The organism is Actinacidiphila acidipaludis (assembly GCF_019890725.1).
Classification (GTDB): Bacteria; Actinomycetota; Actinomycetes; order Streptomycetales; family Streptomycetaceae; genus Actinacidiphila; species Actinacidiphila acidipaludis.
The window spans coordinates 1-26,684 of record NZ_JAINZZ010000004.1; the positions used below are offsets into that span (position 1 = coordinate 1).

At 73.0% G+C, this 26,684-nt stretch carries 24 protein-coding genes and 2 tRNA genes; 7 read left to right on the forward strand and 19 right to left on the reverse strand.

Annotated elements, in window-relative coordinates:
• Positions 1-274 precede the first annotated feature (274 nt).
• A complete protein-coding gene (locus tag K7862_RS04685) occupies positions 275-688 on the forward strand; it encodes a Fur family transcriptional regulator (RefSeq protein WP_222960934.1) in 414 nt (137 codons plus the stop codon).
• Here the strand turns inward: K7862_RS04685 and K7862_RS04690 are convergent.
• The 5 genes from K7862_RS04690 to K7862_RS04710 all read right to left on the reverse strand — a co-directional run bounded on the left by K7862_RS04690 (position 655) and on the right by K7862_RS04710 (position 7,388).
• Positions 655-1,977, reverse strand: a complete 1,323-nt coding sequence (locus K7862_RS04690) for a HEAT repeat domain-containing protein (protein ID WP_308011840.1) — start codon at positions 1,975-1,977, stop codon at positions 655-657. The two genes, K7862_RS04685 and K7862_RS04690, sit on opposite strands and share 34 nt — an antisense overlap.
• Before the next feature lie 174 nt (positions 1,978-2,151).
• Positions 2,152-2,225 (reverse strand) — tRNA-Met (locus tag K7862_RS04695).
• Between the two features lie 118 nt (positions 2,226-2,343).
• Positions 2,344-4,221, reverse strand: a complete 1,878-nt coding sequence (locus tag K7862_RS04700; protein WP_222960941.1) for a tetratricopeptide repeat protein — start codon at positions 4,219-4,221, stop codon at positions 2,344-2,346.
• A 168-nt stretch (positions 4,222-4,389) separates the two neighbouring features.
• A tRNA-Met gene (locus tag K7862_RS04705) sits at positions 4,390-4,463 on the reverse strand.
• 42 nt (positions 4,464-4,505) lie between these two features.
• Positions 4,506-7,388, reverse strand: a complete 2,883-nt coding sequence (locus tag K7862_RS04710; protein WP_222961330.1) for a UPF0182 family membrane protein — start codon at positions 7,386-7,388, stop codon at positions 4,506-4,508.
• Positions 7,389-7,517: 129 nt separating this feature from the next.
• Between K7862_RS04710 and K7862_RS04715 the strand changes: the two genes are divergently transcribed.
• The gene (locus K7862_RS04715; protein ID WP_222960942.1) at positions 7,518-8,069 is read left to right on the forward strand and encodes a PPA1309 family protein; all 552 of its coding nucleotides are present in this window, start codon (positions 7,518-7,520) and stop codon (positions 8,067-8,069) included.
• Positions 8,070-8,156: 87 nt separating this feature from the next.
• On the opposite strand, the gene K7862_RS04720 is transcribed toward K7862_RS04715, so the two are convergent.
• The 4 genes from K7862_RS04720 to K7862_RS04735 all read right to left on the reverse strand — a co-directional run bounded on the left by K7862_RS04720 (position 8,157) and on the right by K7862_RS04735 (position 11,734).
• On the reverse strand, positions 8,157-9,230 hold the full coding sequence (locus tag K7862_RS04720; protein ID WP_222960943.1) for a YlbL family protein: 1,074 nt from the start codon (positions 9,228-9,230) through the stop codon (positions 8,157-8,159).
• A 52-nt stretch (positions 9,231-9,282) separates the two neighbouring features.
• Positions 9,283-9,669 (reverse strand): hypothetical protein, encoded by a 387-nt coding sequence (locus K7862_RS04725; RefSeq protein ID WP_222961363.1) that lies wholly within the window; start codon positions 9,667-9,669, stop codon positions 9,283-9,285.
• Between the two features lie 274 nt (positions 9,670-9,943).
• Positions 9,944-10,405, reverse strand: coding sequence for a molybdenum cofactor biosynthesis protein MoaE (locus tag K7862_RS04730; protein WP_222960944.1), 462 nt, complete (start codon positions 10,403-10,405; stop codon positions 9,944-9,946).
• A 225-nt stretch (positions 10,406-10,630) separates the two neighbouring features.
• A complete protein-coding gene (locus K7862_RS04735; RefSeq protein ID WP_222960945.1) occupies positions 10,631-11,734 on the reverse strand; it encodes an SDR family oxidoreductase in 1,104 nt (367 codons plus the stop codon).
• A 115-nt stretch (positions 11,735-11,849) separates the two neighbouring features.
• Here K7862_RS04735 and K7862_RS04740 point away from each other — a divergent pair, with 115 nt between their 5' ends.
• Together K7862_RS04740 and K7862_RS04745 are read left to right on the forward strand one after the other, a co-directional pair.
• A complete protein-coding gene (locus tag K7862_RS04740; RefSeq protein ID WP_222960947.1) occupies positions 11,850-13,445 on the forward strand; it encodes a zinc-dependent metalloprotease in 1,596 nt (531 codons plus the stop codon).
• Complete coding sequence (locus K7862_RS04745; RefSeq protein ID WP_222960949.1) at positions 13,442-13,972, forward strand: NUDIX hydrolase; 531 nt, start codon at positions 13,442-13,444, stop codon at positions 13,970-13,972. Before K7862_RS04740 ends, K7862_RS04745 begins: the two co-directional genes overlap by 4 nt.
• A 61-nt stretch (positions 13,973-14,033) precedes the next feature.
• Here the strand turns inward: K7862_RS04745 and K7862_RS04750 are convergent, their stop codons facing one another.
• From K7862_RS04750 to K7862_RS04765, 4 genes are all read right to left on the reverse strand, one after another.
• Positions 14,034-14,798: an AIM24 family protein gene (locus K7862_RS04750; protein WP_222960951.1), complete on the reverse strand. Its 765-nt coding sequence runs from the start codon at positions 14,796-14,798 to the stop codon at positions 14,034-14,036.
• A gap of 15 nt (positions 14,799-14,813) precedes the next feature.
• Positions 14,814-15,497, reverse strand: coding sequence for an AIM24 family protein (locus tag K7862_RS04755; protein WP_222960953.1), 684 nt, complete (start codon positions 15,495-15,497; stop codon positions 14,814-14,816).
• A 6-nt stretch (positions 15,498-15,503) separates the two neighbouring features.
• Complete coding sequence (locus K7862_RS04760; protein ID WP_222960955.1) at positions 15,504-17,186, reverse strand: TerD family protein; 1,683 nt, start codon at positions 17,184-17,186, stop codon at positions 15,504-15,506.
• 216 nt (positions 17,187-17,402) lie between these two features.
• The gene (locus K7862_RS04765; RefSeq protein ID WP_222960958.1) at positions 17,403-17,984 is read right to left on the reverse strand and encodes a M48 metallopeptidase family protein; all 582 of its coding nucleotides are present in this window, start codon (positions 17,982-17,984) and stop codon (positions 17,403-17,405) included.
• Between the two features lie 453 nt (positions 17,985-18,437).
• Between K7862_RS04765 and K7862_RS04770 the strand changes: the two genes are divergently transcribed.
• Positions 18,438-19,871, forward strand: a complete 1,434-nt coding sequence (locus tag K7862_RS04770) for a TOMM precursor leader peptide-binding protein (RefSeq protein ID WP_262412681.1) — start codon at positions 18,438-18,440, stop codon at positions 19,869-19,871.
• A gap of 24 nt (positions 19,872-19,895) precedes the next feature.
• Positions 19,896-21,245 (forward strand): ABC1 kinase family protein, encoded by a 1,350-nt coding sequence (locus K7862_RS04775; RefSeq protein ID WP_222960960.1) that lies wholly within the window; start codon positions 19,896-19,898, stop codon positions 21,243-21,245.
• A 40-nt stretch (positions 21,246-21,285) separates the two neighbouring features.
• Here K7862_RS04775 and K7862_RS04780 read toward each other — a convergent pair whose 3' ends face one another.
• From K7862_RS04780 to K7862_RS04800, 5 genes are all read right to left on the reverse strand, one after another.
• Positions 21,286-21,477 (reverse strand): hypothetical protein, encoded by a 192-nt coding sequence (locus K7862_RS04780; protein ID WP_222960962.1) that lies wholly within the window; start codon positions 21,475-21,477, stop codon positions 21,286-21,288.
• 190 nt (positions 21,478-21,667) lie between these two features.
• Positions 21,668-21,994 (reverse strand): putative WhiB-interacting protein, encoded by a 327-nt coding sequence (locus K7862_RS04785; protein WP_222960965.1) that lies wholly within the window; start codon positions 21,992-21,994, stop codon positions 21,668-21,670.
• Complete coding sequence (locus tag K7862_RS04790) at positions 21,991-22,350, reverse strand: WhiB family transcriptional regulator (protein WP_372461502.1); 360 nt, start codon at positions 22,348-22,350, stop codon at positions 21,991-21,993. Before K7862_RS04790 ends, K7862_RS04785 begins: the two co-directional genes overlap by 4 nt.
• Before the next feature lie 136 nt (positions 22,351-22,486).
• Positions 22,487-22,825 (reverse strand): hypothetical protein, encoded by a 339-nt coding sequence (locus K7862_RS04795; RefSeq protein ID WP_222960968.1) that lies wholly within the window; start codon positions 22,823-22,825, stop codon positions 22,487-22,489.
• Between the two features lie 196 nt (positions 22,826-23,021).
• Positions 23,022-25,220: an ATP-dependent DNA helicase UvrD2 gene (locus K7862_RS04800; RefSeq protein ID WP_308011841.1), complete on the reverse strand. Its 2,199-nt coding sequence runs from the start codon at positions 25,218-25,220 to the stop codon at positions 23,022-23,024.
• A 147-nt stretch (positions 25,221-25,367) separates the two neighbouring features.
• Between K7862_RS04800 and K7862_RS04805 the strand changes: the two genes are divergently transcribed.
• Positions 25,368-25,625 carry a mycoredoxin gene (locus tag K7862_RS04805; protein ID WP_222960969.1) on the forward strand — a complete coding sequence of 86 codons (258 nt, stop codon included), beginning with the start codon at positions 25,368-25,370 and terminating at the stop codon, positions 25,623-25,625.
• Between the two features lie 33 nt (positions 25,626-25,658).
• Here the strand turns inward: K7862_RS04805 and nudC are convergent, their stop codons facing one another.
• A complete protein-coding gene (gene nudC / locus K7862_RS04810) occupies positions 25,659-26,597 on the reverse strand; it encodes an NAD(+) diphosphatase (protein WP_262412682.1) in 939 nt (312 codons plus the stop codon).
• Positions 26,598-26,684: the final 87 nt, after the last annotated feature.

Sequence of the window (26,684 nt, forward strand, 5' to 3'; positions counted from 1 at the left end):
GGCCTCGCGCCTGACCGGCGCCGCCCCGCGAACGACCCCGCGACCGGCCGCGACAACGGACGATGGGGCCGGAGCCCTCTGGCGTCCGGCCCCATCGGCCTGGTCGGTCAAGCGGTTGGTCAGGTGCGGAGGGCCTTGGACCGCGACCTCCACTCACTTGCCGTTGTCGGCTCTCGCCGTGAACACGATCCTACGATAGACACTGTCTAAGTCAAGAGGCTGACCAGTCACAGATCTATTCGCTTCCAGGACCTGCGCTGTTAAGGTGATACACATGAGCGACCTCCTGGAACGCCTGCGCGAGCGCGGATGGCGCATGACCGCCCAGCGGCGTGTCGTGGCCGAGGTCCTCGACGGCCAGCACGTGCACCTCACCGCCGACGAGGTCCACGCCCGGGCGACCGAGCGGCTCCCGGAGATCTCCCGGGCGACCGTCTACAACACGCTCGGCGAGATGGTCAGCATCGGCGAGGTCATCGAGGTCGCCACCGACGGCCGGGCCAAGCGCTACGACCCCAACGCCCACCGGCCGCACCAGCACCTGGTCTGCTCCCGCTGCGGCACCATCCGCGACGTCCACCCGCAGGGCGATCCGCTCGCCGCGCTGCCCGCGAGCGAACGGTTCGGCTTCGCGGTGTCCACCGTCGAGGTCACCTACCGCGGCGTCTGCCCGGACTGCGCCGCGTAGGGCTCCGCGACCCGCGCCGAACGCCGCGCGCCGATCCGCTCGGCCAGCCTCCGCACCGCCGGTTCGGTACGGGTGCGGCCGATCCACAGCGTCTCCGGCGGCACGTCGTGCGGCACCCGGCCCAGCCCCTCGAACGCCTCCCGCGCCACGACCGCGTCCGGATCGTTGGCCAGCGGACCCAGCAGCGCCACGAGTTCGCCCAGCGCGGCCAGCCGGGCCACACCTCGCGCCGCCGCCCGCCGCACCTGCGGATGCGGGCTGCCCAGCAGGCCGGCCAGCAGCCCGGCGTCCGAGGCGTCCCCGCACTCGCCGAGCCCCACCGCCAGTCCCGCCACCAGCCGCGGCGCCGCTCCCCCGGCCTTGAGCGCCTTGCGCAACTGCGCCCGGTAGACCTCCACCGGCGGCTCGCCGCGCTGGTACAGCGTCCAGCGGGCCTGCACCCGCACCATCCTGGCCCGGTCCGCCAGCAGCGGCACCAGGTGCTTGGCCGGGACGTCCGCCGGCAGCGCGGCCACCGCCAACTCCCGGACTCCGGCGCCCTTCGCGGTCAGCAGCCGGCCCGCCTGTGCGGGGTCCAGCTCCAGCAGCCGCTGCGCACACAGCCGCCGGCACACCTGGTCGCCGTCGTACAGCGCTGCCCGCAGCAGATCGCCGGGCACGTAGTCCCCCAGGTCCAGGGCGAGTTCGACGCCGAACCGGCGGGCCGGCGGATCGGCGTCCGCCGCCAGGGCGCGCACCGCGCGGCGGTGCGGGGCCGATCCCAGGGCGGTCCGGTAGTCGGCCAGCAGGCCACCGGCCCGGCTGCGGCCCTCCAGGCGCAGCAGCACCCGGACCGCCGCGGCCACCTCGTCGGGGGCGCTGCGCACCATCAGGGCGGCCGCGGCCCGCCGGCGGACCTCCGGCGTCCAGTCGTCGGTGCGCAGGGCGAGCGCCGCGGCGGCGAGCGGCCCGCCGCAGCCGGCCAGCCCCTCCACCGCGGCCTGCCGGGTCCGGCCGCGGGCGTCGAGCGCGTCCAGGAACAGGTGCAGCGGTCCGGGCGCGCCGGTCACCGGCGGGCCGGGGCGGGCGTGCCGGTCGAGCAGCAGGAGCAGCCGGGCGGGAGCGGCGGACAGGGCGTCCAGCGCCGCGCCGCGGGCGGCGGAGGGGCCGGTGGTGACCACCGCGCGCAACTGGGTGAGGAGGTGGCGCACGTCCTCGGGCCGACCGGCGGTGGCCGCGGCGCACCAGGCAGCCCAGCTCCCGCTGTCCACGGTCAGGGCCGTGGCCCGCCCCCGCCGTCTGCGCAGCACTACCGCCTCCAGGCTCGGCCCGGCCGTCGTACGTTCCCAGGATCGCGCGCCGCACCGCCCCGGGCCAGGCGGGTTGCCCGGACTTTGCCCGAAGTGTGACGAAGGAAAAGACAGAAGGGGCAGAAGGAACGGAGAAGGCCCGGAAACCTGGGTTTCCGGGCCTTGTCCTTGCAGTAGCGGGGACAGGATTTGAACCTGCGACCTCTGGGTTATGAGCCCAGCGAGCTACCGAGCTGCTCCACCCCGCGTCGTTGTGTGTTCACTGTATCCCACCCCGGAGCGGGGGCCAAATCCCTTTCCCCGGGGCCAGGACCCGCTGCCAGGACCCGCGGCCAGGACCCGGGCCCCGGAGCGGCGCCCCGGGGCTCAGGCTGTCAGCTCGTGGGTGACCGCCTCGCGCAGACGGGTGGCCCGCTCCGCGACGGGAGCCGGCCCGCAGGCGATGGCCCGCGCGCACCACGACTGCGCCTCGGCCAGGGCCCCGCGCCGGGCGGCCAGCAGCGCCAGCCGCAGTGCCGCCCTGCCGTGCCCGGCGTCGGCCGCGCGGGTCCACCACTCGGCGGCCTCGCGCTCGCTCCCCGCGCGCGCCAGCAGCAGCCCGAGGTTGAACGCGCCGTTGCGCGATCCGGCCTCGGCGGCCAGCCGGTACCAGTGCCCGGCGTCCTCGGCGTCCCCCCGCTTGGCCGCGCGCATACCGAGCCGCACCTGGGCCCGGCGGTGTCCCTGGCGGGCCGCCCGCTCGTACCACTCCTCGGCCTCCTCGCCCACACCTTCCGCGGCGCCCTCGCCCGCCTGCTCCAACGCGGCGTCGAGCAGCGCGCCCAGCCGGAACGCCGCCTCCGGGCTGCCGCCCCCGGCCGCGCACCGCAGGTGGCGCTCGGCGCCGTGGTGGTCGCCCTCGCGCTGCAGGGCGATGGCCACCTGCAGGGCCGCCTCGGCGTGCCCGGCGGCCGCGGCCCGCTCGTACCAGCCGCGGGCGGCGTCGTCCTCGCCCCGGCCGGCGTGCAGGATGCCCAGGTTGAAGGCCGCGTCGATGCTGCCCGCCTCGGCCGCCTTGGAGAACCACGGCTCGGCGCCCGCCGCGTCGCCGCGCTGGAGCAGCAGCACCGCCAGCGCGTTCGCCGCCTCGCGGTGCCCGGCGTAGGCCGCCTTGCGGTACCACTGCTCGGCCTGGGTGCCGCGGCCCTGGCCCGCGCAGAGCAGGCCGAGGTTGTACGCGCCGTTGACGTCGCCGGCCTCCATGGCCGTGCGGTACCACCGCTCGGCGGTCTGCGTCTCGCCCTCCTGGGCGTGCAGCGCGCCGAGCGCGTTCGCGGCCTGGCCGTCGCCGGCCTGGGCCGCCCGCCGCCACCAGGTGGCGGCCTGGTCGACGTCGCCGGCGTCGCGCAGCAGGAAGCCGAGGGCGCAGGCCGCCCTGGCCTCGCCGTCGCGCGCCGCCGTGAGGTACCAGCGCTGGGCCTCGGCGGTCTCGCCGCGCTCCTCCAGCAGCGTGCCGAGCCGCAGCGCGGCCCTGCGGTGGCGGCGCGCCGCGGCCTGGCGGTACCACTGCTCGGCCTCGTGGGTCTGCCCGCGGTCCGCGCAGATGCGGGCCAGCCGGTAGGACGCCTCGCGGTGGCCGTGCTCGGCGGCGACCCGGAACCACTGCTCCGCGCCGTCCTCCTGGCGGTGCTCGATCAGGTCGGCCAGCGCGTAAGCGCCGAGGGTGTGCCCGGCCTCGGCGGACTGCCGCAGCCAGTACTCCGCGCCCGGCTCGTCGCCGCGCTCGCGGTAGTGGCGGCCGAGCGCGTGGGCGGCGGCGGCCGAGCCCGCGACGGCCGCTATCCGCCACCAGCCGGCCGCCTCGTCGGCGTAGCCGCGCTGGTGCAGGAGCAGGGCCAGGTTGTTGGCGGCCGCTCGGTCGCCGTGCTGGACGGCGGCGCGCAGGAAGGGCTCCGCGCCGTCGAGGTCGCCGCGGCGCAGCAGCAGGGTGCCCAGGGCGCTCATCGCGGCCGGGTCGCCCTGCTCGGCGGCACGGCGGTGCCGCGCCTCGATCTCGGCCTCCTCGCGCATGGCGAGGGTCTCCTCGTCGGGCAGTTCGCTGATCAGCGCCGGAACGGCGGTGTCGTCACCGCCGGCCTCGGCCGTGCGCGGTGCGGGAAGCAGCTCGGCCACGGTCGCGGGCAGCGACGGACCGCCCGCCGACCCATGACCTCCATGGATCTGACGAGTGTTCAGCAGCCTTGCACCATCCCCCATGAGCTCCATCGTCGCACCACCCGATACCGGCGTACACCCGGTATACCGCATGCCAGTCAGTCTCTTCGGCGTTTTGTCGACTTCCCGATATGACGTCACGTCAAACCCTTGACGCCGAAGATCCCCCAGAAAAGTGAAGAGGCCCGGAGTCAGTTGACTCCGGGCCTCTTCATGCAGTAGCGGGGACAGGATTTGAACCTGCGACCTCTGGGTTATGAGCCCAGCGAGCTACCGAGCTGCTCCACCCCGCGTCGTGTGCGACAACTGTACCACGACGCGGGGATGAGCCCTGGTCAGCGCTTGATCGCGCCCTTCTCCGCGGCCTGCGCCCGCTTCAGCGCGTCGGCCAGCCGCTTCTGGGCGTCGCCGTACGCCGACCAGTCGCCCTTCTGCATCGCCTTCTGCCCGTCGTCGTACGCCTGCTGCGCGTCGGCCAGCGCCTTCTGCAGGTCCGAGGTGCTGCCGGCGGGCGCGGACGGCGGCGGTTGCGCGGTGCCCGCGCCGGGTGAACCGGCTTCCGTCGGCGGCGACCCGCCGGCGGTGAAGACCGTGTCGAGGGCCTCGTCGAGGGTGTCCTTGAAGGCCATCTGGCCGTCGAAGTCCACCAGGACCTTCTGCAGCGACGGGTAGTTGGTGTCCGCACCGCGTACATAGACCGGCTCCACGTAGAGCAGGCCGCCGTCGAGCGGAATGGTGAGCAGGTTGCCGTACTCGACCGTGGAGTCGCCGCGTTTGAGGAGGTTCAGGTCGGGGGCGAAGTTCCGGTCGGAGTTGAACTTGCTCTGCACCTGCTGGGGACCCTCGACTCCCGAGTTGAGGGGGAGTTTGAGGATCCGCATCTTCCCGTAGTCCGGGCTGGTGGCGTCCGCGTCGACGGCCATGAACGACGCGAGGTTGTCCCGGCTGGTCGGCGTGAACGTCGTCGTCAGCGAGAACGTCTGGCTGTCCTGCCCGGGCATCTTCATGCTCAGGTAGTACGGCGGGACGGCCTTGCCCGACTTCGACGCCGGGTCGTCCGGCACCTGCCAGACCTCGCTGCCGCTGTAGAACTGGCCGGCGGTGGTGACGTGGTACTTCGCCAGCAGCTGCCGCTGCACCTTGAACAGGTCCTGCGGGTAGCGCAGGTGGGACAGCAGGTCCGGCGAGATCGCGCTCTTCGGCTTGACGGTGTGCGGGAACGCCTTCATCCAGGTCTTGAGGACCGGGTCCTTGGTGTCCCACTGGTAGAGCGTGACCGTGCCGTCGTACGCGTCGACCGTCGCCTTGACGGAGTTGCGGATGTAGTTGACCTGGTTCTGGTGGGAGACCACAGCCCGCTCGTCGTCGGTCAGCGAGTCGGCGGTGGTGTCGCCGAGCGTGGTCCGCGAGGCGTACGGATAGCCGTTGGTGGTCGTGTAGGCGTCGACGATCCACTGCACCCTGCCGTCGACCACCGCGGGGTACGGGTCCCCGTCGATCGTCAGCCAGGGGGCGACCGCCTCCACCCGCTCCTTGGGCGTGCGGTTGTACAGGATCTTCGAACCGTGGCCTATCGCCCCCGAGTAGAGGATCTGCGGCTCGCCGAAGGTCACCGCGTACGCGGCCCGGGTCACCGGGTTGTCGAGGCTGACCCCGCCCTTGCCGCTGTAGCTGGTGGTGCGTTCGCCGTTCTTGTCGGCGAAATCCAGCTCCTTGGTGGGCCCGCCGACGATCGAGTACTGCGTCGTCTGCTCGCCGAAGTAGATCTGCTGGTTGTACGGGCCGAAACTGCCCTTGGTCGGCAGGCTCTGCTCGGTGTACACGGGCTGGCCGACGGGGTCGGTGCCGGTGGCGGTCGTCCCCTTCGCCGCTATGACGCCGTAGCCGTGCGTGTACTTGAAGTGGTCGTTGATCCAGTTGTTCTCGGGGATGCCGCTGATGTTCAGCTCCCGCGCGCCCACCACCGTGTCCTGCTCCTTGCCGTCGACGGTGTACCGGTCGACGTCGAGGGTGGAGGGGAACGAGTAGTACCCGCGGGACTGCTGCATCTGCTGGAACGTCGGCGAGACCACGTTCGGGTCCAGCACGCGGACCGAGGCGGCGCTCGCCACGTCCTTGCGCAGCGACGCCTTGTCCGTGCCGCTCTTGCCGGAGTAGTCCGACACCTGGCTGCCGTCGATGCCGTAGGCGGCGCGCGTGGCGTCGATGTTCTTCTGGATGTACGGCGCTTCCTTGGCCGCCTCGTTGGGCTGCACCTGGAACTTCTGCACGATCGCCGGGTACAGCCCGCCGATGAGGATCGCGGACAGCACCATCAGGCCGAAGCCGATCATCGGCAGCGACCAGGTGCGGCGCCACAGCGTCGCGAAGAACAGCAGCGCGCAGATCACGGCGATGCAGAACAGGATCGTCTTGGCCGGCAGGTACGCGTTGGCGTCGACGTAGCGCAGCCCGGTCCAGTTGTCGGTGGACCTCAGGCCACTGGACTTCACCGCGAGGCCGTAGCGGTCGAGCCAGTAGGCGACCGCCTTCAGCGAGACGAATAGGCCGAGCAGCACCGACAGGTGCCCGGTGGCCGCCGCGGTCGCCCGCCCGCCCGGCGAGGTGATCCGCAGGCCGCCGTACAGGTAGTGCACGACCGCGGCCGCCACCAGCGACAGCAGCACCGCGGCGAAGCCGAAGTCGAGCAGGAAGCGGTACCAGGGCAGGTCGAAGGCGTAGAAGGAGACGTCCTTGTGGAACTGCGGGTCCTTGAGGTGGAAGGACGTGGCGTTGGTGGTGAGCAGCCACAGCCGCCAGTGCGCCGAGGCCGCGCCGCCGGCGATGAGCCCGACCACCGCGCAGACCGCCAGCAGCACCCACGTCTTGTACGGGGCTATGCCCATCCGGTAGCGGTCGAGGCTCTGCTGCTCCACCGACATCGCGCTCAGCGGCGGCCGCAGCCGGTGCGCGAGGTAGATGTTCGCCCCGACCACGAGCGCCATCAGCAGGCCGAAGACGCAGAACAGCCCCACCTTGGTCCACAGCATGGTGCTGAAGACCGACGAGAAGTGCACCGAGCGGTACCAGAGCCAGTCCGTCCAGATCCCGGCGAACATCACGAACGCGATCATCAGGACGGCGAGCAGGCCCACCGTGACGAGCAGCGACCGTGCGCCCCGGGACGGGCGGCCCACCCTCACCCGGGGTCCGGACGGCCCCCCGCCGCGGTCCGGCATCTGGAATACCAACGTGTGCACCTCGACGTGTCGTGACAAAGGCGCCCCGGGTCGGACGCCCACTGGTGCAACTTACCCACGCTTTGGCCGGTTCCCGATTCGGGTAACGGAAGAGGCAGGATGGGGGCCATGTCCAACACCCCCTCTGAGGGCACGCCGCTCGCGGCGAACCCGCTGACCCGTGCCGTTCTGGAGATCGACAGCTATGCCTCCGGGCTCGGCTGGGACCAGCCGGCCCGGCTGTTCGCCCTCGTCGACACCGACCACCTGCGGGCCCACGAGCCCGGCCTCGCCGACCAGCTGGGCCTTGACGACGCCACCTCCGGCGGGCTGACCCCGATCGAGCAGGACGAGCTGCCGTCCGGCACCGCACTCGACGAGTTCCTGGCCACCATCGCCTGGCCCGAGGTGATCGCCGGCTGCGCGCTCACGGTGGAGCGGCTGATGCTGCCGCCGTCGGCCGAGGCGTCGATGCCGGAGGGTCTGGACGACGCCGCGCTGGCGGCGTGGGTGGCGCGGCACCCCGAGCGCCAGGAGGTGCGGATGACGGTCGCGGTGCTGCGCGACGGCACCCGCGAGTCCGCGCTGCGCCTGCGGGAGAAGGACACGCCGAGCGAGGTGCTGACCGGCCCGGAACTGGTCCCGGGCCTGGCCGACGCGCTGTCCGCGACCTTCTCCTGAGACCTGGCAGAACCGTCCGGGGCACGCCCGGGGCACGCCTGAGCGACGTCTGAGGCGTGCCCGCGGCGGGACCCGCGGCGCCGGGGGTCAGCTCTTGCAGCTGGGCAGCGCCGCGGTGTCGCCCGCCTTGATCTCCTTGAGCGCCGTCATGGCGTCGTCGAGGGTCTTCACCTTCACCAGGGTGAGGCCCTTGGGGACGTCCTTGGCGGCCTCCTCGCAGTTGTCGGCCGGGGTGAGGAAGTACTGCGCGCCCTTGTCACGGGCCCCGATCGTCTTGAGGCTGATGCCGCCGATCGGCCCGACCGCGCCGTTGTCGTCGATGGTGCCGGTGCCGGCCACGAACTTGCCCCCGGTCAGGCTGCCGGGCGTGAGCTTGTCGACGATGCCCAGCGCGAACATCATCCCGGCGCTCGGCCCGCCGACGTCGGCGAGCTTGATGTCGATGTTGAACGGGAAGAGGTGCTCGATCCCGGCCTGGATGCCGACGACCGCGCGGGACGGGCCCTGGTCGTGCGACTGGCGTGTGGTGATCGTCACCTGGTGGGTCGCCGGCGACTTCGCCTTGACGTCCGCGGCCCGCACGACCGTGAACACCACCGGCTCACCGGGCTTGTGCTTGGTGACCTGCTTGGCGACCTGGTCGGCCTCGGTCACCGTCGTGCCGTCCACCGCCTTGATGACGTCACCGGCGTGCAGCGTGCCCTCGGCCGCGCCGCCCTTGACCACGGCGGCCACGATCACCCGGGACTGCACGGGGATGTGCAGCTCGTCCAGGGCGGCGACCTTGGCGCTGTCCTGGGACTGGCTGAACTCCTCGGCGTTCTCCTGGTCGGCCTGCTGCGCGGTCTGGCCCTGCGGGTAGAGCGTGTCGTGCTCCACCACCTTGTCGTCGTGCCGCGCCCAGCCGAGCAGCGCCTCGACGAGGTTCATCCGGTAGTCGGCGCCGGTGACGCGGACGGTCGTCATGTTGAGGTGACCGTCGGCGGGATACGTCTGGTGGCCCGAGATCTGGATCACCGTGTCGCCCCCGTAGTCGCCGAGGGTGTTGACCGTCGGCCCGGGCGACATCTCCGAGTACGGAGTCGGCGTCAGCAGCGCCACGCACAGCAGCGCTATGAGCGTCAGAGTCGAGGCGATCAGCGTCGCTGTGCGGCGTGGCATGGGTCGACCCTACGGGAAGGAAGCAGCAGTCGGCCCCCCGAGACAGCGGCGGCTAGTCCTCCCCGCCCCCGTCGGCGGCAGTCTGTGCGGAGGCTGTGCGGGAGGCGTGCGCGCGCTTGCCGCCGTGCCCGGACGGGATGATCCGCCGGCGGCGGCCCGCAGGCGCGGGCGCGGGCCGCCCGGAGCCGTCCGCCGCCCGGCCCTCGGAAGCGCCCTCGGCGGTGTGGCCCTCTTCACCCGCGGCCGCGTTCGCCTCGGAGGGACCGGCCGCCGGCCGGTCCGAGGCGCCCGGGACGGTCTCCATGGCGGCCCTGAACCGCTCGTAACCGGCCAGGGAGGCGCCGTCACGCGTGACGCGCCGCCGGGCCGCCCAGCGGGCCCAGACAGCGGCCAGGGCGACCGCGACGACAGGAATGAGCAACCACACGAGTGCTCCCACAGCGAACTCCCGACCCCGTATCGAGCCCAGATGCACCAAATCAGACTTATGAGCAGATTAACCACCCGGTCCGTCAACGGTCGGGCGGGGCACCGGGTTACGCAACCGGAAATCCCACTAACGGACGGTTACGTCATCAGAGTGGGTGCGGGGGCACGGAAGCTGCGCGGCGTCGCGTGGCTTCGGGTGACGGCGGGGGTCATCGGGGGGGCATCGCGTGGCTTCGGGTCGCCTCGGGTGAAGGGGATCGCTCGCCGGAGCGGCGCCGGCGCGGCTACTGGGCGCCGACCCACTCCTCGGTGCCGTCGTCGAACGTCTGGTGCTTCCAGATCGGCACCTCGCCCTTGAGGTCGTCGATCAGCCTGCGACTGGCCTCGAACGCCTCGCCGCGGTGCGGGCAGGAGACCGCCACGACCACCGCGAGGTCCCCCACCGCCAGATCGCCCACGCGGTGCACCGCGGCGAGCGCGCGCACCGGGAACTCCGCGGCGACCTTCTCCGCGACCCGGCGCAGCTCGGCCCCCGCCGTGGGGTGCGCAGAATAGGACAGTCCGGTGACCCGCGCATCCTGGTGCCCGTCGTGGTCGCGCACGGTGCCGACGAAGAGCGTGGTGCCGCCGGCCTGGTCGTCGCCCACGGCGGCGAAGACCTCGTCGACGGACAGCGCGGTGTCGCGGATCGCCAGCAGCCGGATCGGGCCGTCGCCGGGGTCCCGGTCCTCGTAGGTGGATGCCATGCCGTCCCTGCTCCTCACTGTTCCGCCTCTGTGTTCCGCCTCTGTGTTCCGCCTCTGTGGGGTCGCCGTCCCGCCGCGGTCCCACGATACGGAAAGACGATTCCATTATCGGCCGTCCGCCGTCCCCGATCGAGCCCTCAGCCGCTGAGGCCTCTCCCGACAGCCTCGCGCATCCGCGCGGCGAGCGGCGCCGAGCGGTCCGAGGCCGCTGACCGCTGCCGCGGCTCAGAGCCCGCGGCGCTTGCGGGCCCGCCGGACCACGGCGGCCGCGCCCACCAGAGCCACGGTGGCGCCGGCCGCACCGAGCGTCGTGGCGTCCTTACGCCCCAGGCGGCGCCCGGCGACCGAGTTCCGTCCGGCGACCTCCTCCAGGAGTTCGGCCAGCACCTCCTCGTTGGTCCACTTCGGTCGCCAGCCCGCGTCGTGCAGCCGGCTGCCGCTGACCACCCACGGATGCATGGTGTAGGCGAGGTCCCCGGCGGGCGACGGTGTGAGGCCCAGGCGGTGCAGCCGGGAGGCGGCGCCGAAGGCGATGGCGGGCGGCAGTTCCATGCGCCGGATCCCGGACAGCTCCTCCACCTCCTCCTGCTCCAGCCAGCCGTCGCAGCCCACCGCCATCTCGCCGTCGACCTTCTCCAGCACCGCGTACTCCAGCGCGGACACCAGGTCGTCGACGTGGCAGAACTGCCAGCACGGACGGCTGCCCGCCACGACCAGCAGCCGCGGCGACTCGAAGTAGCGGGTCAGCGCGGTGTCGGTGCCGCCGACCAGGACCGCCGGCCGCAGGATCGTCACGTTCAGGCCCGGGTGGGCGCGCGGCGCCCGGCGGCCCAGCCGCTCGATCTCCAGCAGGTCGTCGACGAAACTGGCCTCGGAGGTGGCGCGCAGCGGCGCGTCCTCGGCGAGCGGCACGTCGTTGTCCGCCTGGGCGCCGTAGACCATGGCCGAGGTGCAGAGCACGACCCGGTGCACCCCGGCCGCGGCCGCCGCCGTCAACACGGTCTGCGTCCCGCGCACGTTGAACGCCGAGCGGGCCTTGGGGTCGGAGTCCAGATCCATGTCCAGAGCGAGGTGCACGACGACGTCGGCGCCGCGCAGCTTCTCCGCGATGGCCGGGTCCCGTACGTCGAGCACCCGCCAGGTCGCCCCGGGCACGTCACCGCGCCGCTCGTCGATCGCCAGGACCTTCCTGACCTGCTCGGACTCGACGAGACGCAGCGCCAGGGCGTGCCCCACCCCGGACGCCGCACCCGTGATCGCGACCACCGGGCCGGACGGGCCGCGGCCCGCGCTCCGCTCTGGGCGAACGTGTGCTTCTGGGGAACTCACCGGGTGTCTCCCACGGTTGTCTCAGATACGTACGCAGCCATCCTGCCGGACAGGTGTCTAGGCTGGAGGTACAGCCCGCAACACACCCCATCACGACACAGAGCCGAGGAATCCCGTGAGTGACATCCCATTCGGATTTGGCGTCCCTCCGGAGGAGCCCGAGGACGGGGACGAGGGCAAGCAGGGCAAGGGCGGCGCGAACCAGGGCGGCAATCAGGGCGGAAACCAGGGCGGCCCGCCCAATCCGTTCGGATTCGGCGGCGGCAACCCCTTCGGCCCGGGCGGCGGGGACAACCCCTTCGCGGCGATGTTCGGCTCGCTGAACCCCAACGACCTGGGCGCCGCCTTCCAGCAGCTCGGCCAGATGCTCTCCTACGAGGGCGGCCCGGTGAACTGGGACATGGCCAAGGACATCGCCCGCCAGACCGTCGCCCAGGGCACGCCCGACGGCGTCAAGGACGCCAGTGTCGGCCGCGCCGACCGCGACTGGGTCGCCGAGGCGGTGCGCCTGGCCGACCTGTGGCTCGACGGCGTCACCTCGCTGCCGTCCGGTGCCAACACCGCCGTGGCGTGGAGCCGCGCGGAGTGGGTCGAGGCCACCCTGCCGGTCTGGAAGGACCTGGTCGACCCGGTCGCCGAGCGGGTGGCCGGCGCGATGGGCGACGTCCTGCCCGAGGAGATGCAGGCCATGACCGGCCCGCTGCTCGGCATGATGCGCTCCATGGGCGGCGCGATGTTCGGCTCGCAGATCGGGCAGGCGCTCGGCACCCTGGCCGGCGAGGTCGTCGGCTCCACGGACGTCGGTCTGCCGCTCGGTCCCGCGGGCAAGGCCGCGCTGCTCCCGGCGAACATCGCCGCGTTCGGCGAGGGCCTGGGCATCCCGCAGGAGGAGGTGCGGCTGTACCTGGCGTTGCGCGAGGCCGCCCACCAGCGGCTCTTCGCCCACGTGCCGTGGCTGCGCGCCCACCTGTTCGGTGCCGTCGAGGGCTACGCCCGCGGCATCAAGGTCGACACCGCGCGCCTGGAGGAGGCCGTCGGCCAGCTCGACCCGACGCAGCCCGAGCAGCTCCAGGAGGCGCTGCAGCAGGGCATGTTCCAGCCCGAGGACACCCCGGCGCAGAAGGCCGCGCTGGCCCGGCTGGAGACCGCGCTGGCCCTGGTCGAAGGCTGGGTGGACGCGGTGGTCCACGAGGCCGCCGCCCCGCACCTGCCGTCGGCCGGCGCGCTGCGCGAGACGCTGCGCCGCCGCCGTGCGACCGGCGGTCCCGCCGAGCAGACCTTCGCCACCCTGATCGGCCTGGAACTGCGGCCGCGCCGGCTGCGGGACGCCGCCCGCCTGTGGGCGTCGCTGTCCGACGCCCGCGGCACGGAGGGCCGGGACGGCCTGTGGGCCCACCCCGACATGCTGCCGACCGCCGCCGACCTGGACGACCCCGACGGCTTCGTGCACCGCGAGTCCTTCGACTTCTCCGAGCTCGACAAGATCCTCGGCGAGGCCGCGGACGACACGGTGGAGCGCAAGGCCGGGGAGAAGGAGGGCCCGTCGAAGGACGCGGCGGACCCCGCCCCGGGCGGGAAGACGTCCGCCACCGGTGAGGACGCGCCGGGCTCCGGCACGGACTCCGGCCCGCGCGACTCCGGCCCGGAGCCGGGTCCGAAGCCGGGTCCGGACTCCGGTCAGGACGGCACGGAGGGCGACGCCGGCAAGTGAGCGCCCTGCACGACGACGCGGTCGGTGTCCTCGAGAACTGGCCGGCGCCCACCCCTGACCAGGAGAAGCTGCGCCAGGAGTACCTGGCGCACCTGGCCGCGCACCCCGACGGACACCTCAAGGCCTGCCGCGACGGGCACGTGACCGGCAGCGTGCTGGTCGTCGACCCGCCGCGGGAGCGCGTGCTGCTGACCCTGCACGCGAAGCTCAAAATGTGGCTGCAGATGGGCGGCCACTGCGAGCCGGGCGACGACGCGCTCGCGGACGCAGCGCTGCGCGAGGGCGTCGAGGAGTCCGGCATCGACGGGCTGCGGCTGCTGGCCCCTGAGCCGGTGCGGCTCGACCGGCACCTGACGCCCTGCGCCTGGCACCTGGACGTCCAGTACGCGGCGGTGGCCCCCGAGGGCGCCGTCGCCTCGATCAGCGACGAGTCGCTCGACCTGCGCTGGTTCGGCTACGACGAGGTCGCCGCCGTCGCGGACGCGTCGGTGGTGGCTTTGCTGCGCGGGACCCGCGCGCTGCTGTAGCGCGCCGAGCCGCAGGGCGCGGGTGGCGGCCGCCTCCGCGCCCTGCGTCCGGGCCGCCGCCTCAGCGGTTGGACCAGATGTTGCCGGGGTTCTGGCCGTGGGCGCCCTGCGGGCCCATCCCGTACGCCCCGCGCAGACCCCCGAGCTGAACGTTCTGCGGCGGCATCAACTCGCTGGGCTGGACCAGGACATACCCCTGCCCGACGAAGTTCAGCTCCCAGCCCTCGCCGGTGTTCCCGCGCCGGCGGAAGACCGACGAACTGCTGGTCTGCGCCTGCATCTGCACCCGCAGACCGGTCGACCACGCGACGACCGCGTCCGCGTCGCAGGACACGTACTTGTCGGGCGTGACCGGCATCATCAGCGGCTTGCCCGACGTCATCAGGGCCACCTTGCCGCTGCCGGCGATGTTGAGGTTGTACTGCCCGGTCACGGACAGGCCGAACTGGCTGTCCACCGCGATGACGTCCCAGTGCAGACCGGAGTCCAGCGCCAGCACGTACGCGCTGTCGACGGTCAGGCCCTCGTGGTCGACGTCGAGGATGTGGATCTGCTGCGCGAGGTTCGCCAGATAGACGGTGCCCTGGCCGGAACAGCGCATCAGGTCCAGGCCCTCGCCGGTGTGCCGGCGGGCGCTGCGCTGGTGGTGCGACTGGTACTCGCCGTCGAACTCGATCATGCCCTGGTACGCGACCATGGACCCCTTGCGGGCCAGGCAGTCGGGGCCGGTGTTGCCGTCCAGCCGCACCCGCAGAAGATAGGAGTTCTGCAGGCTGTAGTGGTCCTGGTTCTGGACCTCGGTGAAGGCGAAAAGCGGGCTCTGCATGATGTTCGCTCCCCCTCAGCCCCGGATCCGGAGCCGGTCAGTGCTGTCCTCGCTCGGCTGGACGACCACGAATCCCTGGCCGGAGAAGCCGATCTGGAACGCCTCGCCGCTGCCGCGCCCGATCAGCGACGACGCCTTGAAACTGCGCTTGGCCTTCATCTTCAGCCCCGACGACCAGGCGACCAGGGCGTCCGGGTCCACGTACGTCTCGTCGGCGCCGCTGCCGCAGTCGACCACGATCGGCGTCCCGCGCGAGGTGACGGCGACCCAGCCGGTGCCGGACACACCCACGTTGAACAGGCCCTGCCCGGCGAACTTGGCGAGCCCCTTGACCCGCTCGACGCCCCACTGCAGGTGGGCGTCGAAGGCCAGCAGGTTGCTGCCGTTGACCGACACCGACTCGTTGGCGAGGTTCAGGCACACCACGTCGGCGCCGTAGTCCGCCAGGTACAGCAGCCCGTCGCCGCTGCACTTCATCAGCGGGGTGCCCTCACCGGTCAGCCAGGCCGAGGCCATCTGCCGCACGGCGGGCGGGTTGGGCTCGTACTGCACGAAGCCCTCGTAGGCGATCATCGAGCCGGTCCTGGCGAACAGGTCCTGGCCGGTCCGCATCGCGACCCTGAGCATCGCCGAACCGTGGTTCTCCATACGGGCGGCGACCGGCGTCGGCGCGTAGCCCGCGATCATCTGCTGGTCCATGGCGGGTCACACCTCGTAGGGCTGGACGACGATGAAGTTGCCGGGCGCGCCGCGGAACTGCAGGTTCACGGTCTCACCGCTGTGGCCGGGGTAGGCGGTCCTGCGCAGCCGCACCTGGCTGGAGACGATCACCTGCGAACCGGCCGACCAGGCCACGATGGCGTTGCTGTCGGCGTAGGTGGTCGGCGTGACCGGCAGCACCACGGGCGTGCCGTGGGTCTTCACGATCACGGTGCCGGTGCCCTGGAACTGCATGGTGAACAGCGCCCCGCCGGGGATCCCGTGGCCCTCGATCCGGCGCACCTCGTGCTGCAGGCTCTCGTCGAACGCGAGCACGTTCTCCGCGGAGACGCACAGCGCGTCGCCCTGCAGCTCGACCGGGTGCAGATAGGCGGCGTTCTCCGCGAAGAAGACCTGGCCGTTGCCGGTGCAGCGCATCAACTGCATCTCCTGGCCGGTCATGTTGCCCACGATCCGGCCGGTGAAGCCCGCGCCCTTGTAGGCGAAGTCCACCTTGCCCTGGTACAGCACCATGCTGCCCTGCCGGGCCAGCACCGGCTGGCCGCCGGCCTGACCGAGGTCGGCGCGCATCAGCTTGGGGTTCTGCTGCGTCCACCGCTGACCGGTGGGCACCTCGCGGTACTTCTGCATGGCGGCGGCCAGTCCCGGGCCCTGCGCGGGCATCGACGGCAGGCCGTAGTTGGCGGGCGCACCGGGCGGGCCGGGCTGCGGGTAGCCGGGCGGCGGCTGCTGGCCGAACGGGTTGCCCGGAGCGGGCGCTCCGGGCGGGCCGGGCTGACCGGGGAGCGGCGGCGGGGTCGTGCCGCCGGTGCCGAACGGCGGCGCCTGACCGGGCGGACCGGCCAGCGGCGCGACCATCGTGGGCGCGTGGTGGATGTCGGGGCCGCCGGCTCCCGGTGGCGGTGTGAAGCCGGGCTGCTGCGGTGCGACCGGCGGCGGACCGGCCGGTCCGCCGAACGACGGCGCTGGGGCGGGCGGCGGCGTCGGGGCCGCGGGCGCGCCGAAGGACTGAGCGGGGACCGGGGGCGGCGTCGGCCCGCCGGGCGGCGGGGCGAACCCGGGGGCGGGCGCCGGGCCCGCGCCGGGCGGGGGCGCGAAGCCGGGCGCGGCCTGCCGCGGCGGCTCGGCTGCGGGCTCCTCCTCGGCGACCTCGCCGCCGAAGTTCCGCAGCAGCGCGGCGAGTCCGCCGTCGAAGCCCTGGCCGACGGCCGCGAACCGCCACACGTCCTTGAGGTAGAGGTCGGCGAGCATCACCGCGCGCTCGGTGGTGAACTCCGCGCCGGTGAAGGCGTAACGCACCACCTCCTCGCCCCCCGCGACCAGCCGGATGTAGCCGGGACCGACCTGCGACATCTGCCCGTCGCCGTCGATCGTCGCGGTGAAGCTCAGCCGCTGCACGGCGGCGGGGACGCGGTCGAGAGTGACGCGGAAGGACTCGGTGTCACCGGCCTGCGGGCCGAGCAACTGGATGGATTCCTCAGGCGACTTGGGCTGGTTGAAGAAGACGAAGTAGCGGTCGTCGGAGAGCTTCTCGTCCGCGTCGAGACCGAAGCAGCTGATGTCGAAGGCCAGCCCGGGGGCGGCGATCTGCACCCCGACGTAGAGGTCGGTGCCCGCCGTCATGTCACTGAGCTTGGCCTTGTGGCCGCGTTGGAATTCCCTGGCCATCGTGCGACCTTCCCCCATCCCCTGTGCTGCCGGTGCGTTGCGACAGGCTAACCGCTCGGCCCGACGGCGGGCCATTCCCCTCAGGTCACCGCTCCGTCACCGTTCCGCGCGTGCGGCGTGCGCGGACGCGTGCGGACGGGGAGGGTGGGGCGGGGGGCGCGGAGGTTCCGCATGGGGGCGGTAGCGAGGGGTGCGGAGGTTCCGCGCCGGGCGGGGTCAGTCTTGTGGGCCGGGCGCGTGCGGCAGGCGGTCCGCGGCGACCACGCCCTCCAGGAAGCCACGGGCCCGCTCGGTGCGCGGGTAGCTCTCCAGCAGCTTCCAGAAGCGGGGGCCGTGCCCGGGCACGAGCAGGTGGGCCAGTTCGTGCAGCAGCACGTAGTCGATGACGTACTCGGGCATCCCCTGCAGGCGGTGCGAGAGGCGGATGCTGCCCTCGGACGGCGTGCACGAGCCCCAGCGCGAGTTCTGGTTGGTGACCCAGCGGACGGTGTCCGGCACCGCCCGGCCGTTCAGGTACTGCTCGGAGAGGTGCTCGGCGCGCGTGGCCAGCTCCTCGTCGCCGGGCATCCTGCGGCTCTCCTGGGCCGCCAGCTTGTCCAGCATCACGTTCACCCAGCGCTGCTCCTCCGCCGCGGACATGCGGGCCGGGATCAGCACGATGGTGCGGTCGCCGTCGCGGTACGCGGACACCGTCCGGCGCCGGCGGGCACTGCGGCGCACCTCCACCGCGCCCGACCCGCTCGTCGCGAGGCCGCGGGCGGTCTGGCCGGCGAGATTACGCACTGGATCGGCGGACACGGCTCGACCGTACCGGTTTCACCTGTGCGAAGTCCCGCCTCCGAGCCGTTCGGATCGCGAATCACCTCGGTACGCACACATCTGGAATGCCGGTGTTCACCTGTGCGCGGCCTCCGCAGAGGGGGCGGCGCGGGGGCGCTGACCTGCGAGGACGCGGGGAGCGGGCGGGGTGCCGGGCCGACGCGGGCATATGAGATGACCATCCCCCACAGCCTGTGGATAACTCTTCGGCATCTCGGGACGGATCGGGCATGCTGACGGTGTCGCTCACGGAGAGTGAGCGGTCGGGCGGGTGACGCGACGGAAGCGGCGCGCCCGCGCGGCGGGGACCGTGCCGGGGACCTCAGCGGGACTTCGAGGTCGTCGGCGGGGACCTCGGCAGGGACCCCGGCAGGGACCCCGGCGGGGACCTCGGCAGGGACGAGACAGAGGGGCGTGAGGATGATGCGGCCGATGCTGAAGACGGCGCTGCGGCGCAGCTGGCGGGACGGTGAGAGCGTGCAGTTCGGCGTGGACCCGGCCCACGCGGTGGTGCTGGAGCCGGTGGACGGCCCGGCGGCCGGTTTCCTCGACCTGCTCGACGGCACGCGGGGCACGGACACGCTGACCCGCGAGGCGAGCGCCCTGGGCCTGGGGCCCGACCGGGTGCGGCGGCTCCTGGGCCTGCTGGCCGAGGGCGGAGTGCTCGACGACGCGGCGGGGCATGCCGCGCTGTCCGCGGCCGTACGGCACCGGACAGCGCTGCTGGACCGGCTGCGGCCGGACCTGGCGGCCCTGTCGGTGGTGCACCCGGGTCCCGGTGGCGCGGCCCGGCGGATGGGCGGGCGGCGGACGGCCCGTGTGCGGGTGCTCGGCGCCGGGCGGGTGGGGGCCCAGGTGGCCACCGTGCTCGCGGCGGCCGGAGTGGGCTCGGTGGAGCTCGTGGACTCCGGGCGGGTCGAACCGTGGGACACCGCACCGGGCGGCATTCCGGCCGAGCAGGCCGGTGAGCGCAGGGACGCCGCCGGGCGTGGCGCGGTCCGCCGGGCGGCGCCCGAGGCCCGGCGGGTCGCCGCCGGCGGCGGTGGAGGCGGACGCGGCGGCGGAGGGGGCGCCGGACCGGGAGGGACGGTGACCGTGCTCGCTCCCCGCGACGGACTGCACGCCTACGCGCCGGACGCCGAGGAGGCGGAGCGGCTGGTGGCGGCCGGGGTGCCCCACCTCTACGCGGGCGTGCTGGAGGGCACGGGCGTGGTGGGTCCGCTCGTCCTGCCCGGCCGGAGCGCGTGCGGGCAGTGCGTGGCCCTGCGACTGGCCCGGCGGGACGCGGCCTGGCCGCGGATACTCGCGCAGCTGCGGTCGGGACGGCAGCCCGCGGTGCCGGCCTGCGACATCGCCCTGGCCACGACGGTCGCGGGACTGGCCGCCGCTCATGTGCTCGCCCATCTGGACGGCGGGACGCCGCCGAGCGCCGGGGGCCGCGTGGAGCTGTCACTCGGCCGGCTGACGTCCCGGGTCGGACCGCTGCCGCCGGAACCCGGGTGCTCGTGCGGGGCGGCTGCCGGGAGCGGCAGGGCCGATGGTGACCGTGGAGCCGGCGCAGACACGCCCGCCGTCCTGGATCCCGCAGAGGATCACCCCTCCCGTCCGGTCCGAGGGGCCGCCCCGGGGCGGCGTGCGGGGCCCGTCCCGGCCCGGGCATCCGGCGCGGCGCGCGGGCCGGGGCCGGTTCCACCCGGGAATCGGGAGGAGGTTCCATCCAGGGCGGTGTCCACGATGCGGTCCGGAACACCCCCCACACGCCCGGTCACCACGCTGACCAGGACGGTCGGCACGGCACTGTTACGGTCGCCAAGTGACGGTCCCTCCCCCGGGCCGCCGCGGGAGCGGGGCACAATGGCCGTGTGACCTACCGGAAATGAGGGGCGGCGCATGGCAGATCTTCCGCGCAAGGCTGTGACCCGGACCGCGAAACTGGCCGCGCTCCCTCTGGGGTTCGCCGGGCGGGCCACCGTGGGGCTCGGCAAGCGCCTCGGCGGCCGGCCGGCCGACGAGGTCGCCGTCGAGATGCAGGAGCGCACCGCGGAGCAGCTCTTCAAGGTGCTCGGTGAGCTCAAGGGCGGCGCGATGAAGTTCGGGCAGGCCCTGTCCGTCTTCGAGTCCGCACTCCCGGAGGACATCGCCGGCCCCTACCGGGCGGCGCTGACCAAGCTCCAGGAAGCGGCCCCGCCGATGCCCGCCCGCACCGTCCACCGGGTGCTGGCGGAACGACTGGGCAAGGACTGGCGCTCGCTCTTCGCCGAGTTCGAGGACACGCCCGCGGCGGCGGCGTCCATCGGGCAGGTGCACCGGGCGGTGTGGAGCGACGGCCGCAAGGTCGCGGTGAAGGTCCAGTACCCGGGAGCCGGGGAGGCTCTGCTCTCTGACCTCGGTCAACTCGGCCGGGTGGCCCGGCTGTTCGGACCGCTGATCCCGGGCATGGACGTCAAGCCGCTGCTCGCGGAGCTGCGCGAGCGGGTCTCGGAGGAGCTGGACTACGCCCTGGAGGCCAAGGCCCAGCACGCCCACGCGGTGGAGTTCGCCGACGACCCCGACGTGGTGGTGCCGGACGTGGTCCACCAGGTGGACCAGGTGCTGGTCACCGAGTGGCTGGACGGGGTGCCGCTGTCCGAGGTGATCTCGTCGGGCAGTGAGGAGCTGCGGAACCGGGCCGGGCAACTGCTGGCGCACTTCCTGTTCGCCGGACCCGCCCGCACCCGGCTGCTGCACGCCGACCCGCACCCGGGCAACTTCCGGCTGCTGGTCGACGACGGCCCGGCGGAGGGCTGGCGGCTGGGCGTGCTGGACTTCGGCACGGTCGACCGGCTTCCGGAGGGACTGCCGCGGCCGATCGGCACCGCGCTGCGGCTGGCGCTGGAGGACGACGCCGACCAGGTCTACGCGATGCTGCGCACGGAGGGCTTCGTCAAGCCGACGATCACCCTGGACGCCGACGCGGTCCTGGACTACCTGCGGCCGATCATCGAGCCGGCGGCCCGCGAGGAGTTCCGCTTCGAGCGGGCGTGGATGCGGTCGCAGGCGGCGCGGATCGCCGACCCCCGCTCGCCCGCGCACCAGCTGGGCAAGCAGCTGAACCTGCCGCCGTCGTATCTGCTGATCCACCGCGTCACGCTGAGCACCATCGGGGTGCTGTGCCAGCTCGGCGCGACGGTCCGGCTGCGCGACGAGCTGATGGAGTGGCTGCCGGGCTTCGATCCGGAGGGCACGGCGGAGTCCGCCTGAGCGGCGGGCGCCGCCTCCGCTTGACCGGAGGGCCCGCCGGCTACCACCAGGCGGAGTCCAGCCGTCCCTCGATGCTGCGCAGGTGTCTGCGGGCGCAGCCGTCGCAGAAGTAGACACGGCGGCCGTTCTCCACGGAACAGGTCCACGTCACGGGCAGTCCCTCGCGGGTGACGCCGCAGCGGGCGCACGTGGTCGTGGCCTGAGACGTGGCCGGGGAAGACTTCTGATCCACTTGTTGACGATACCTCCGCCGGCGCCGGGTTCGCGGGCAGAACGCACCGCGGGGCCGGCCCTTTCGGACCGGCCCCGCGGGGTCGTCTTGGTGGTCATGCGCTGGTCGTACGCCTACGGGGTACTGCCGCGATCCCGGTGGGGACCGTTACTGCATCACGGCTACCGCAGTCACGGTTACCGCATCACGACTACTGCATCACGGCCATGGCCAGCGCGCGCCGGGCACGCAGGGACGCGCGTTCGGCACGGCGCTGCAGCCGGCGAGCGGCGAGAAGGTGCAGTGACCTTCGTTCGTGCTCGGCCTCCTGCAGGCGCTGTTGCATATGGGCACGTGCCAGGGCTTCTGGCATGAGTTGCATCTCGAGGTTCCTGTTCTGGCGCGACGCGAACGCGTCGGATTCGCGGGCGGGGAGTTCGCTGAGCATGGGAGTGGGAGTCATCGGGTCCTGCTTCTTCGGGTCGTGCGTCAGTGGGCGGTCAAGGGTGCCGGGGATCGTGGACTTCCTGATGGTCATGCCACGACCGCGTTCTTGCGCGGACGGCCACGCGGGCGCTTGCGGGGTACCACGACGCCCTGGATGAACAGCTCGCCGCCCCAGACACCCCAGGGCTCGCGGCGGTCCTTGGCACCCGCGAGACAGGCCTCGCGGACCGGGCAGGTCTGGCACAGCGACTTGGCGTACTCGACGTCCGCCGGGGACTCCGCGAAGAAGACCTCGGGGTCGTAGGTGCGGCAGGGGACGGGCACGCCGAGGCGCTCGATCTCGTCGTCGAGCTCGGTGAGGGGCAGCAAGGTGTTCTCCGGGGGCTGTGCGGGCGGGTGGGTCGGGCCGGGTCGGGATCCTGACGGTGCGTGCGGGGCGGTGTGCACGGTTGGTTGGTTCCTCGTCTGTCGGTCCGGCCGTTCGGGTTCGGCCGGGACATGTCCTGCAGGTCTGAAGAAAACAGAAGGGCCGCGGATCCCGGTCTGGGATTCCGCGGCCCTGAGGTGCCGACCTGATGCCGTATCAGGCTGGATCACTCCAGGGTTCGAGCCCGCGGAAGGCCCACTTGCCGTGCTGCTGCGTCTTCTGCTGTCCGATCGCGTGTCCATTGGCGCCTGCTGCGCCCGTGGCGGTACCAGCGCCGGCGCCGTTGGCCGCCGCCGCAAAGGCATAGGCCTGCGCCTGAGCCTTCGCCGCCGCTACCGCGGGCGCCTGGGTCGGTCGCTCGCTCCGCTCACGCACCGGGGAAATCGGCAGGAGAGCGGCGGCGGACAGACCGGTGGCAGGAACAGAGACGCGGCGCGAGCAGGCAAGGGTCACCGAGCGATCGGTCATTTTGACGGTGGTCATCAGGCTGATCATCGGGAACTCGCCTCCTCTCGGCGTCTCGTAAGGGCATTGGAACGGACGTGCCTAGTACATCACGATCCGGTGGGCTCGGGGAAGAGCCGTTCCCGACCGTGCTCGTGAAGGCTATGGGGACCTCCGCGGGATGCGCAAACTATTTTTCGGCTTCTTCCGCAGAAGATTTTCCGGGCAGGTCAGAGGCCGGGTGCGGTCACTCTTCCGCTTCCTCGTCGGGCAGTTGACCCGCGCCCTGAACCGGAATCCCGAGTTCCTCCCCGGAGCACAGCGCGAGCACGTCCGCGCCGAACTTGTCGAGCTTGCGCGCCCCGACTCCGGCGATCTGCGACAGCTCCCCCGCGTCCGACGGCCGGACCTCGGCGATGGCCAGCAGCGTCTTGTCGGTGAACACGCAGTACGCGGGCTGTCCCAGCTCCTTGGCCTGGTCCATCCGCCAGGCCCGCAGCCGCTCGTACAGCGCCTCGTCGAGATCCGAGGGGCAGTCCTCGCAGCGCATCAGCTTGATCTCGCCCGCGTCCGACAGCGTGCGCCCGCACACCCGGCACAGCACCGGCCCGCGCCGCCTGCGCCCGCCCTGACCGCGCTCAGCGCCACCGCCGCCGCCCGCCCCGGTGCCGCGGGCCCCACGGGCCGTCGACCCCGGCCGCAGGCCGTCCAGGAAGCGCGAGGGCCGCCGGCCGCCGCGGCCGCCCGGGGACCGCGACAGCGCCCAGGACAGCGCCAGGTGGAACCGCGCCCGAGTCACCCCGACGTAGAGCAGCCGGCGCTCCTCCTCGACCTGCTCGTCGGTCTTGGCGTAGGTGATCGGCAGGGTCCCCTCGGTCAGGCCGACCAGGAACACCGCGTCCCACTCCAGGCCCTTGGCGGCGTGCAGCGAGGCGAGCGTGACGCCCTCGACGGTCGGCGCGTGCTGCGCGTTGGCCCGCTCGTCCAGCTCCGCGACGAAGTCGCCCAGCGTGGCGTCCGGCCGGGCCGCCGCGAAGTCCTCCGAGAGCCGCACCAGCGCCGCCAGCGACTCCCAGCGGTCGCGCACCGCGCCGGAGCCGGCGGGCGGCTCGGAGGCCCAGCCGCGGGAGCTGAGCACCGCGCGCACCTGCTCGGGGACCGGCACCGGCTCGCCCGGCTCGGCGGCCGCCCGGGCCGCGCCGCGCAGCAGCAGCCCGGCCTCGCGGACCTCGGGCCGCTCGAAGAACCGCTCGGCCCCGCGGAGCTGGTAGGGAACCCCGGCGTCGGCCAGGGCCTGCTCGTACACCTCGGACTGGGCGTTGATCCGGTAGAGCACGGCGATCTCGCTGGGCCGCACCCCGGAGTCGATGAGCTGCCGGATCCGCCGGGCGGCGCCCTCGGCCTCGGCGGGCTCGTCGGAGTACTCGGTGTAGGACGGCTCCGGGCCGCCCTCGCGCTGCGAGACCAGTTCCAGCCGGTGGGCGGCCGCCTGGCCGCGGGCCTGGCCGAGCAGCCCGTTGGCCAGCGCGACGACCTGCGGGGTGGAGCGGTAGTCGCGCACCAGCTTGACCACCGTGGCGTCCGCGTACCGGCCCCGGAAGCCCAGCAGGAAGTCCGGGGTGGCGCCGGTGAAGGAGTAGATGGTCTGGGAGGCGTCCCCGACCACGCACAGGCTGTCCCGGCCGCCGAGCCACAGCTCCAGCAGCCGCTGCTGCAGCGGGCTGACGTCCTGGTACTCGTCGACGACGAAGTGCTGGTACTGCGAGCGGACGGTCTCGGCGACGTCCGGGCGGTCCTGAAGGACGCCGACGGTCAGCAGCAGCACGTCCTCGAAGTCGATCACCCCGCGGTCCCGCTTGAGCTGCTCGTAGGTGGTGTAGATCCGGGCCACCTCGGCCGGGTCGCGCGGCACCTCGCGGCCGGTCTTGGCGGCGGCCGTCGCGTACTCCTCGGGGACGGTCTGGGTGACCTTGCACCACTCGATCTCGCCGGTGACGTCCCGCAGCTCGTTGCGGTCCAGCCGGATGCGGCAGCGCGCGCCGGCCTCGGCGACCAGCTGGACCTTGCGCTCCAGCAGCCGCGGGATCTCGCCGCCGACCGCGCGCGGCCAAAAGTACTGGAGCTGGCGCAGCGCCGCGGCGTGGAAGGTGCGCGCCTGCACCCCGCCCGCGCCGAGCTGCCGCAGCCGCCCGCGCATCTCGCCGGCGGCCCGCGCGGTGAAGGTGACGGCGAGCACGCTGGCCGGCTGCAGGATCCCCGCACGCACCCCGTAGGCGATCCGGTGGGTGATCGCCCGGGTCTTGCCCGTGCCCGCGCCCGCGAGCACGCACACGGGCCCGTGCAGGGCCGTGGCCACGGCGCGCTGCTCGGGGTCGAGACCGTCGAGCACCGCGTCGGCGGAGTCGGGCACCGCGGGGAAGAGCGAGTCGTGGAGTGTTGCAGTCACCCCGCCACTCTGCCACTTCCGCCCGGCACCCCGGGAAAGTTATCCACAGCCCGGGCGGTACGGTCCGGAATGCGGCACGCGCCCGGAGCGTTCCCCCACCGGCAGCGACCCGCCGCCACGCCGTCCCCTCACCAAGGAGCGAAACCGATGTCGGGCACCGTGACCATGTACAGCACCACCTGGTGCGGCTACTGCCGCCGGCTGAAGTCCCAGCTGGACCGCGAAGGCATCGCGTACACAGAGATCAACATCGAGCAGGACCCGGCGTCCGCCTCGTTCGTGGAGAAGGTCAACGGCGGCAACCAGACGGTGCCCACGGTCCAGGTCGTACCGGCCGGCGGCGCCCCCGAGGTGGTCATGACCAACCCCAGCCTCGCGCAGGTCAAGCAGGCCCTCGGCGCCTGACGCCGGGAGCGCTCGGCGCCGCACGCGCCCGGGTCAGCGGCTCACGCCCGGCCCGGGCAGCGGCTTGCCGTACCAGCGCTCGATCAGGCGGGCCGCGATCGAGATGCCGGACGGCGGCAGCACCTCGCCGGAGGCGTACGCGGCCTCCAGCTCGTCCCGGGAGAACCAGCGCGCCTCGTGGATCTCCTCGCCGTCCACCACGACCTCGGTGGACGTCGCCCGCGCGTTGAACCCCAGCATCAGGCTCGACGGGAACGGCCAGGGCTGGCTGCCCATGTACTCCACGTCGCCGATGCCGACGCCCACTTCCTCCTGCACCTCGCGCCGCACCGCCTGCTCCAGCGACTCACCAGGCTCCACGAAGCCCGCGAGCGTGGAGAAGCGGCCCTCGGGCCAGTGCACCTGGCGGCCGAACAGCGCCCGGTCGTCGTCGTCGGTGATCAGCATGATCACCGCGGGGTCGGTCCGCGGGTAGTGCTCCGCGCCGCACGCCGGGCAGCGCCGGATGTGCCCGGCGGCCGCGATGACCGTCCGCTCGCCGCAGCGCGAGCAGAAGCGGTGCATGCGCTGCCAGTTCTCCAGCGCCACCGCGTGCACCATCAGCCCGGCTTCCAGCGGTGACAGCAGCCCGCCGACCTCCCGCAGCCCGGCGGCCCTGGCCTCGTCGTCCATCCGGCCCGGCAGGGCGTCCTTCTGCAGCGCGAAGTAGCGCACACCGTCCGGGTCGATGCCCAGGAAGTACCGGTGGGTCTCGGTCTCCGGCGCGTCGAAGGCCGGGGTCATGACGAGTTCGGTCCGGCCGTCCTCGGTGTCCTCGACCAGCACCTGCCCGCCGGAGACCACGAAGACGCGGGTCGTGGGGTGGCTCCAGGCGGCTGCCAGCCACGCCTCGTCCATGCGGTGGTGGGCCGCCCGGTCCACGCCCTGGTGGGTCAGGGCGATCGGCTGCGATGTCGCGTCGAGTCCGGTCAAGGTGGTTCCTACTCCCCGTCGTTCACGTGCGTACGCGGTGGCTGCGGTGGCTGGGGTGGCTGCGGTGGTGGCTCGGGTAGCTGGGGT

Excerpts from the sequence above, each read along its gene's own strand:
- K7862_RS04685 (WP_222960934.1), top strand. The coding sequence starts at position 275 with ATGAGCGACCTCCTGGAACGCCTGCGCGAGCGCGGATGGCGCATGACC.
- K7862_RS04700 (WP_222960941.1), bottom strand. The coding sequence starts at position 4,221 with ATGGAGCTCATGGGGGATGGTGCAAGGCTGCTGAACACTCGTCAGATC.
- K7862_RS04710 (WP_222961330.1), bottom strand. The coding sequence starts at position 7,388 with ATGCCGGACCGCGGCGGGGGGCCGTCCGGACCCCGGGTGAGGGTGGGC.
- K7862_RS04715 (WP_222960942.1), top strand. The coding sequence starts at position 7,518 with ATGTCCAACACCCCCTCTGAGGGCACGCCGCTCGCGGCGAACCCGCTG.
- K7862_RS04720 (WP_222960943.1), bottom strand. The coding sequence starts at position 9,230 with ATGCCACGCCGCACAGCGACGCTGATCGCCTCGACTCTGACGCTCATA.
- K7862_RS04730 (WP_222960944.1), bottom strand. The coding sequence starts at position 10,405 with ATGGCATCCACCTACGAGGACCGGGACCCCGGCGACGGCCCGATCCGG.
- K7862_RS04750 (WP_222960951.1), bottom strand. The coding sequence starts at position 14,798 with ATGCAGAGCCCGCTTTTCGCCTTCACCGAGGTCCAGAACCAGGACCAC.
- K7862_RS04755 (WP_222960953.1), bottom strand. The coding sequence starts at position 15,497 with ATGGACCAGCAGATGATCGCGGGCTACGCGCCGACGCCGGTCGCCGCC.
- K7862_RS04760 (WP_222960955.1), bottom strand. The coding sequence starts at position 17,186 with ATGGCCAGGGAATTCCAACGCGGCCACAAGGCCAAGCTCAGTGACATG.
- K7862_RS04770 (WP_262412681.1), top strand. The coding sequence starts at position 18,438 with ATGCTGAAGACGGCGCTGCGGCGCAGCTGGCGGGACGGTGAGAGCGTG.
- K7862_RS04775 (WP_222960960.1), top strand. The coding sequence starts at position 19,896 with ATGGCAGATCTTCCGCGCAAGGCTGTGACCCGGACCGCGAAACTGGCC.
- K7862_RS04785 (WP_222960965.1), bottom strand. The coding sequence starts at position 21,994 with ATGACCATCAGGAAGTCCACGATCCCCGGCACCCTTGACCGCCCACTG.
- K7862_RS04795 (WP_222960968.1), bottom strand. The coding sequence starts at position 22,825 with ATGATCAGCCTGATGACCACCGTCAAAATGACCGATCGCTCGGTGACC.
- K7862_RS04805 (WP_222960969.1), top strand. The coding sequence starts at position 25,368 with ATGTCGGGCACCGTGACCATGTACAGCACCACCTGGTGCGGCTACTGC.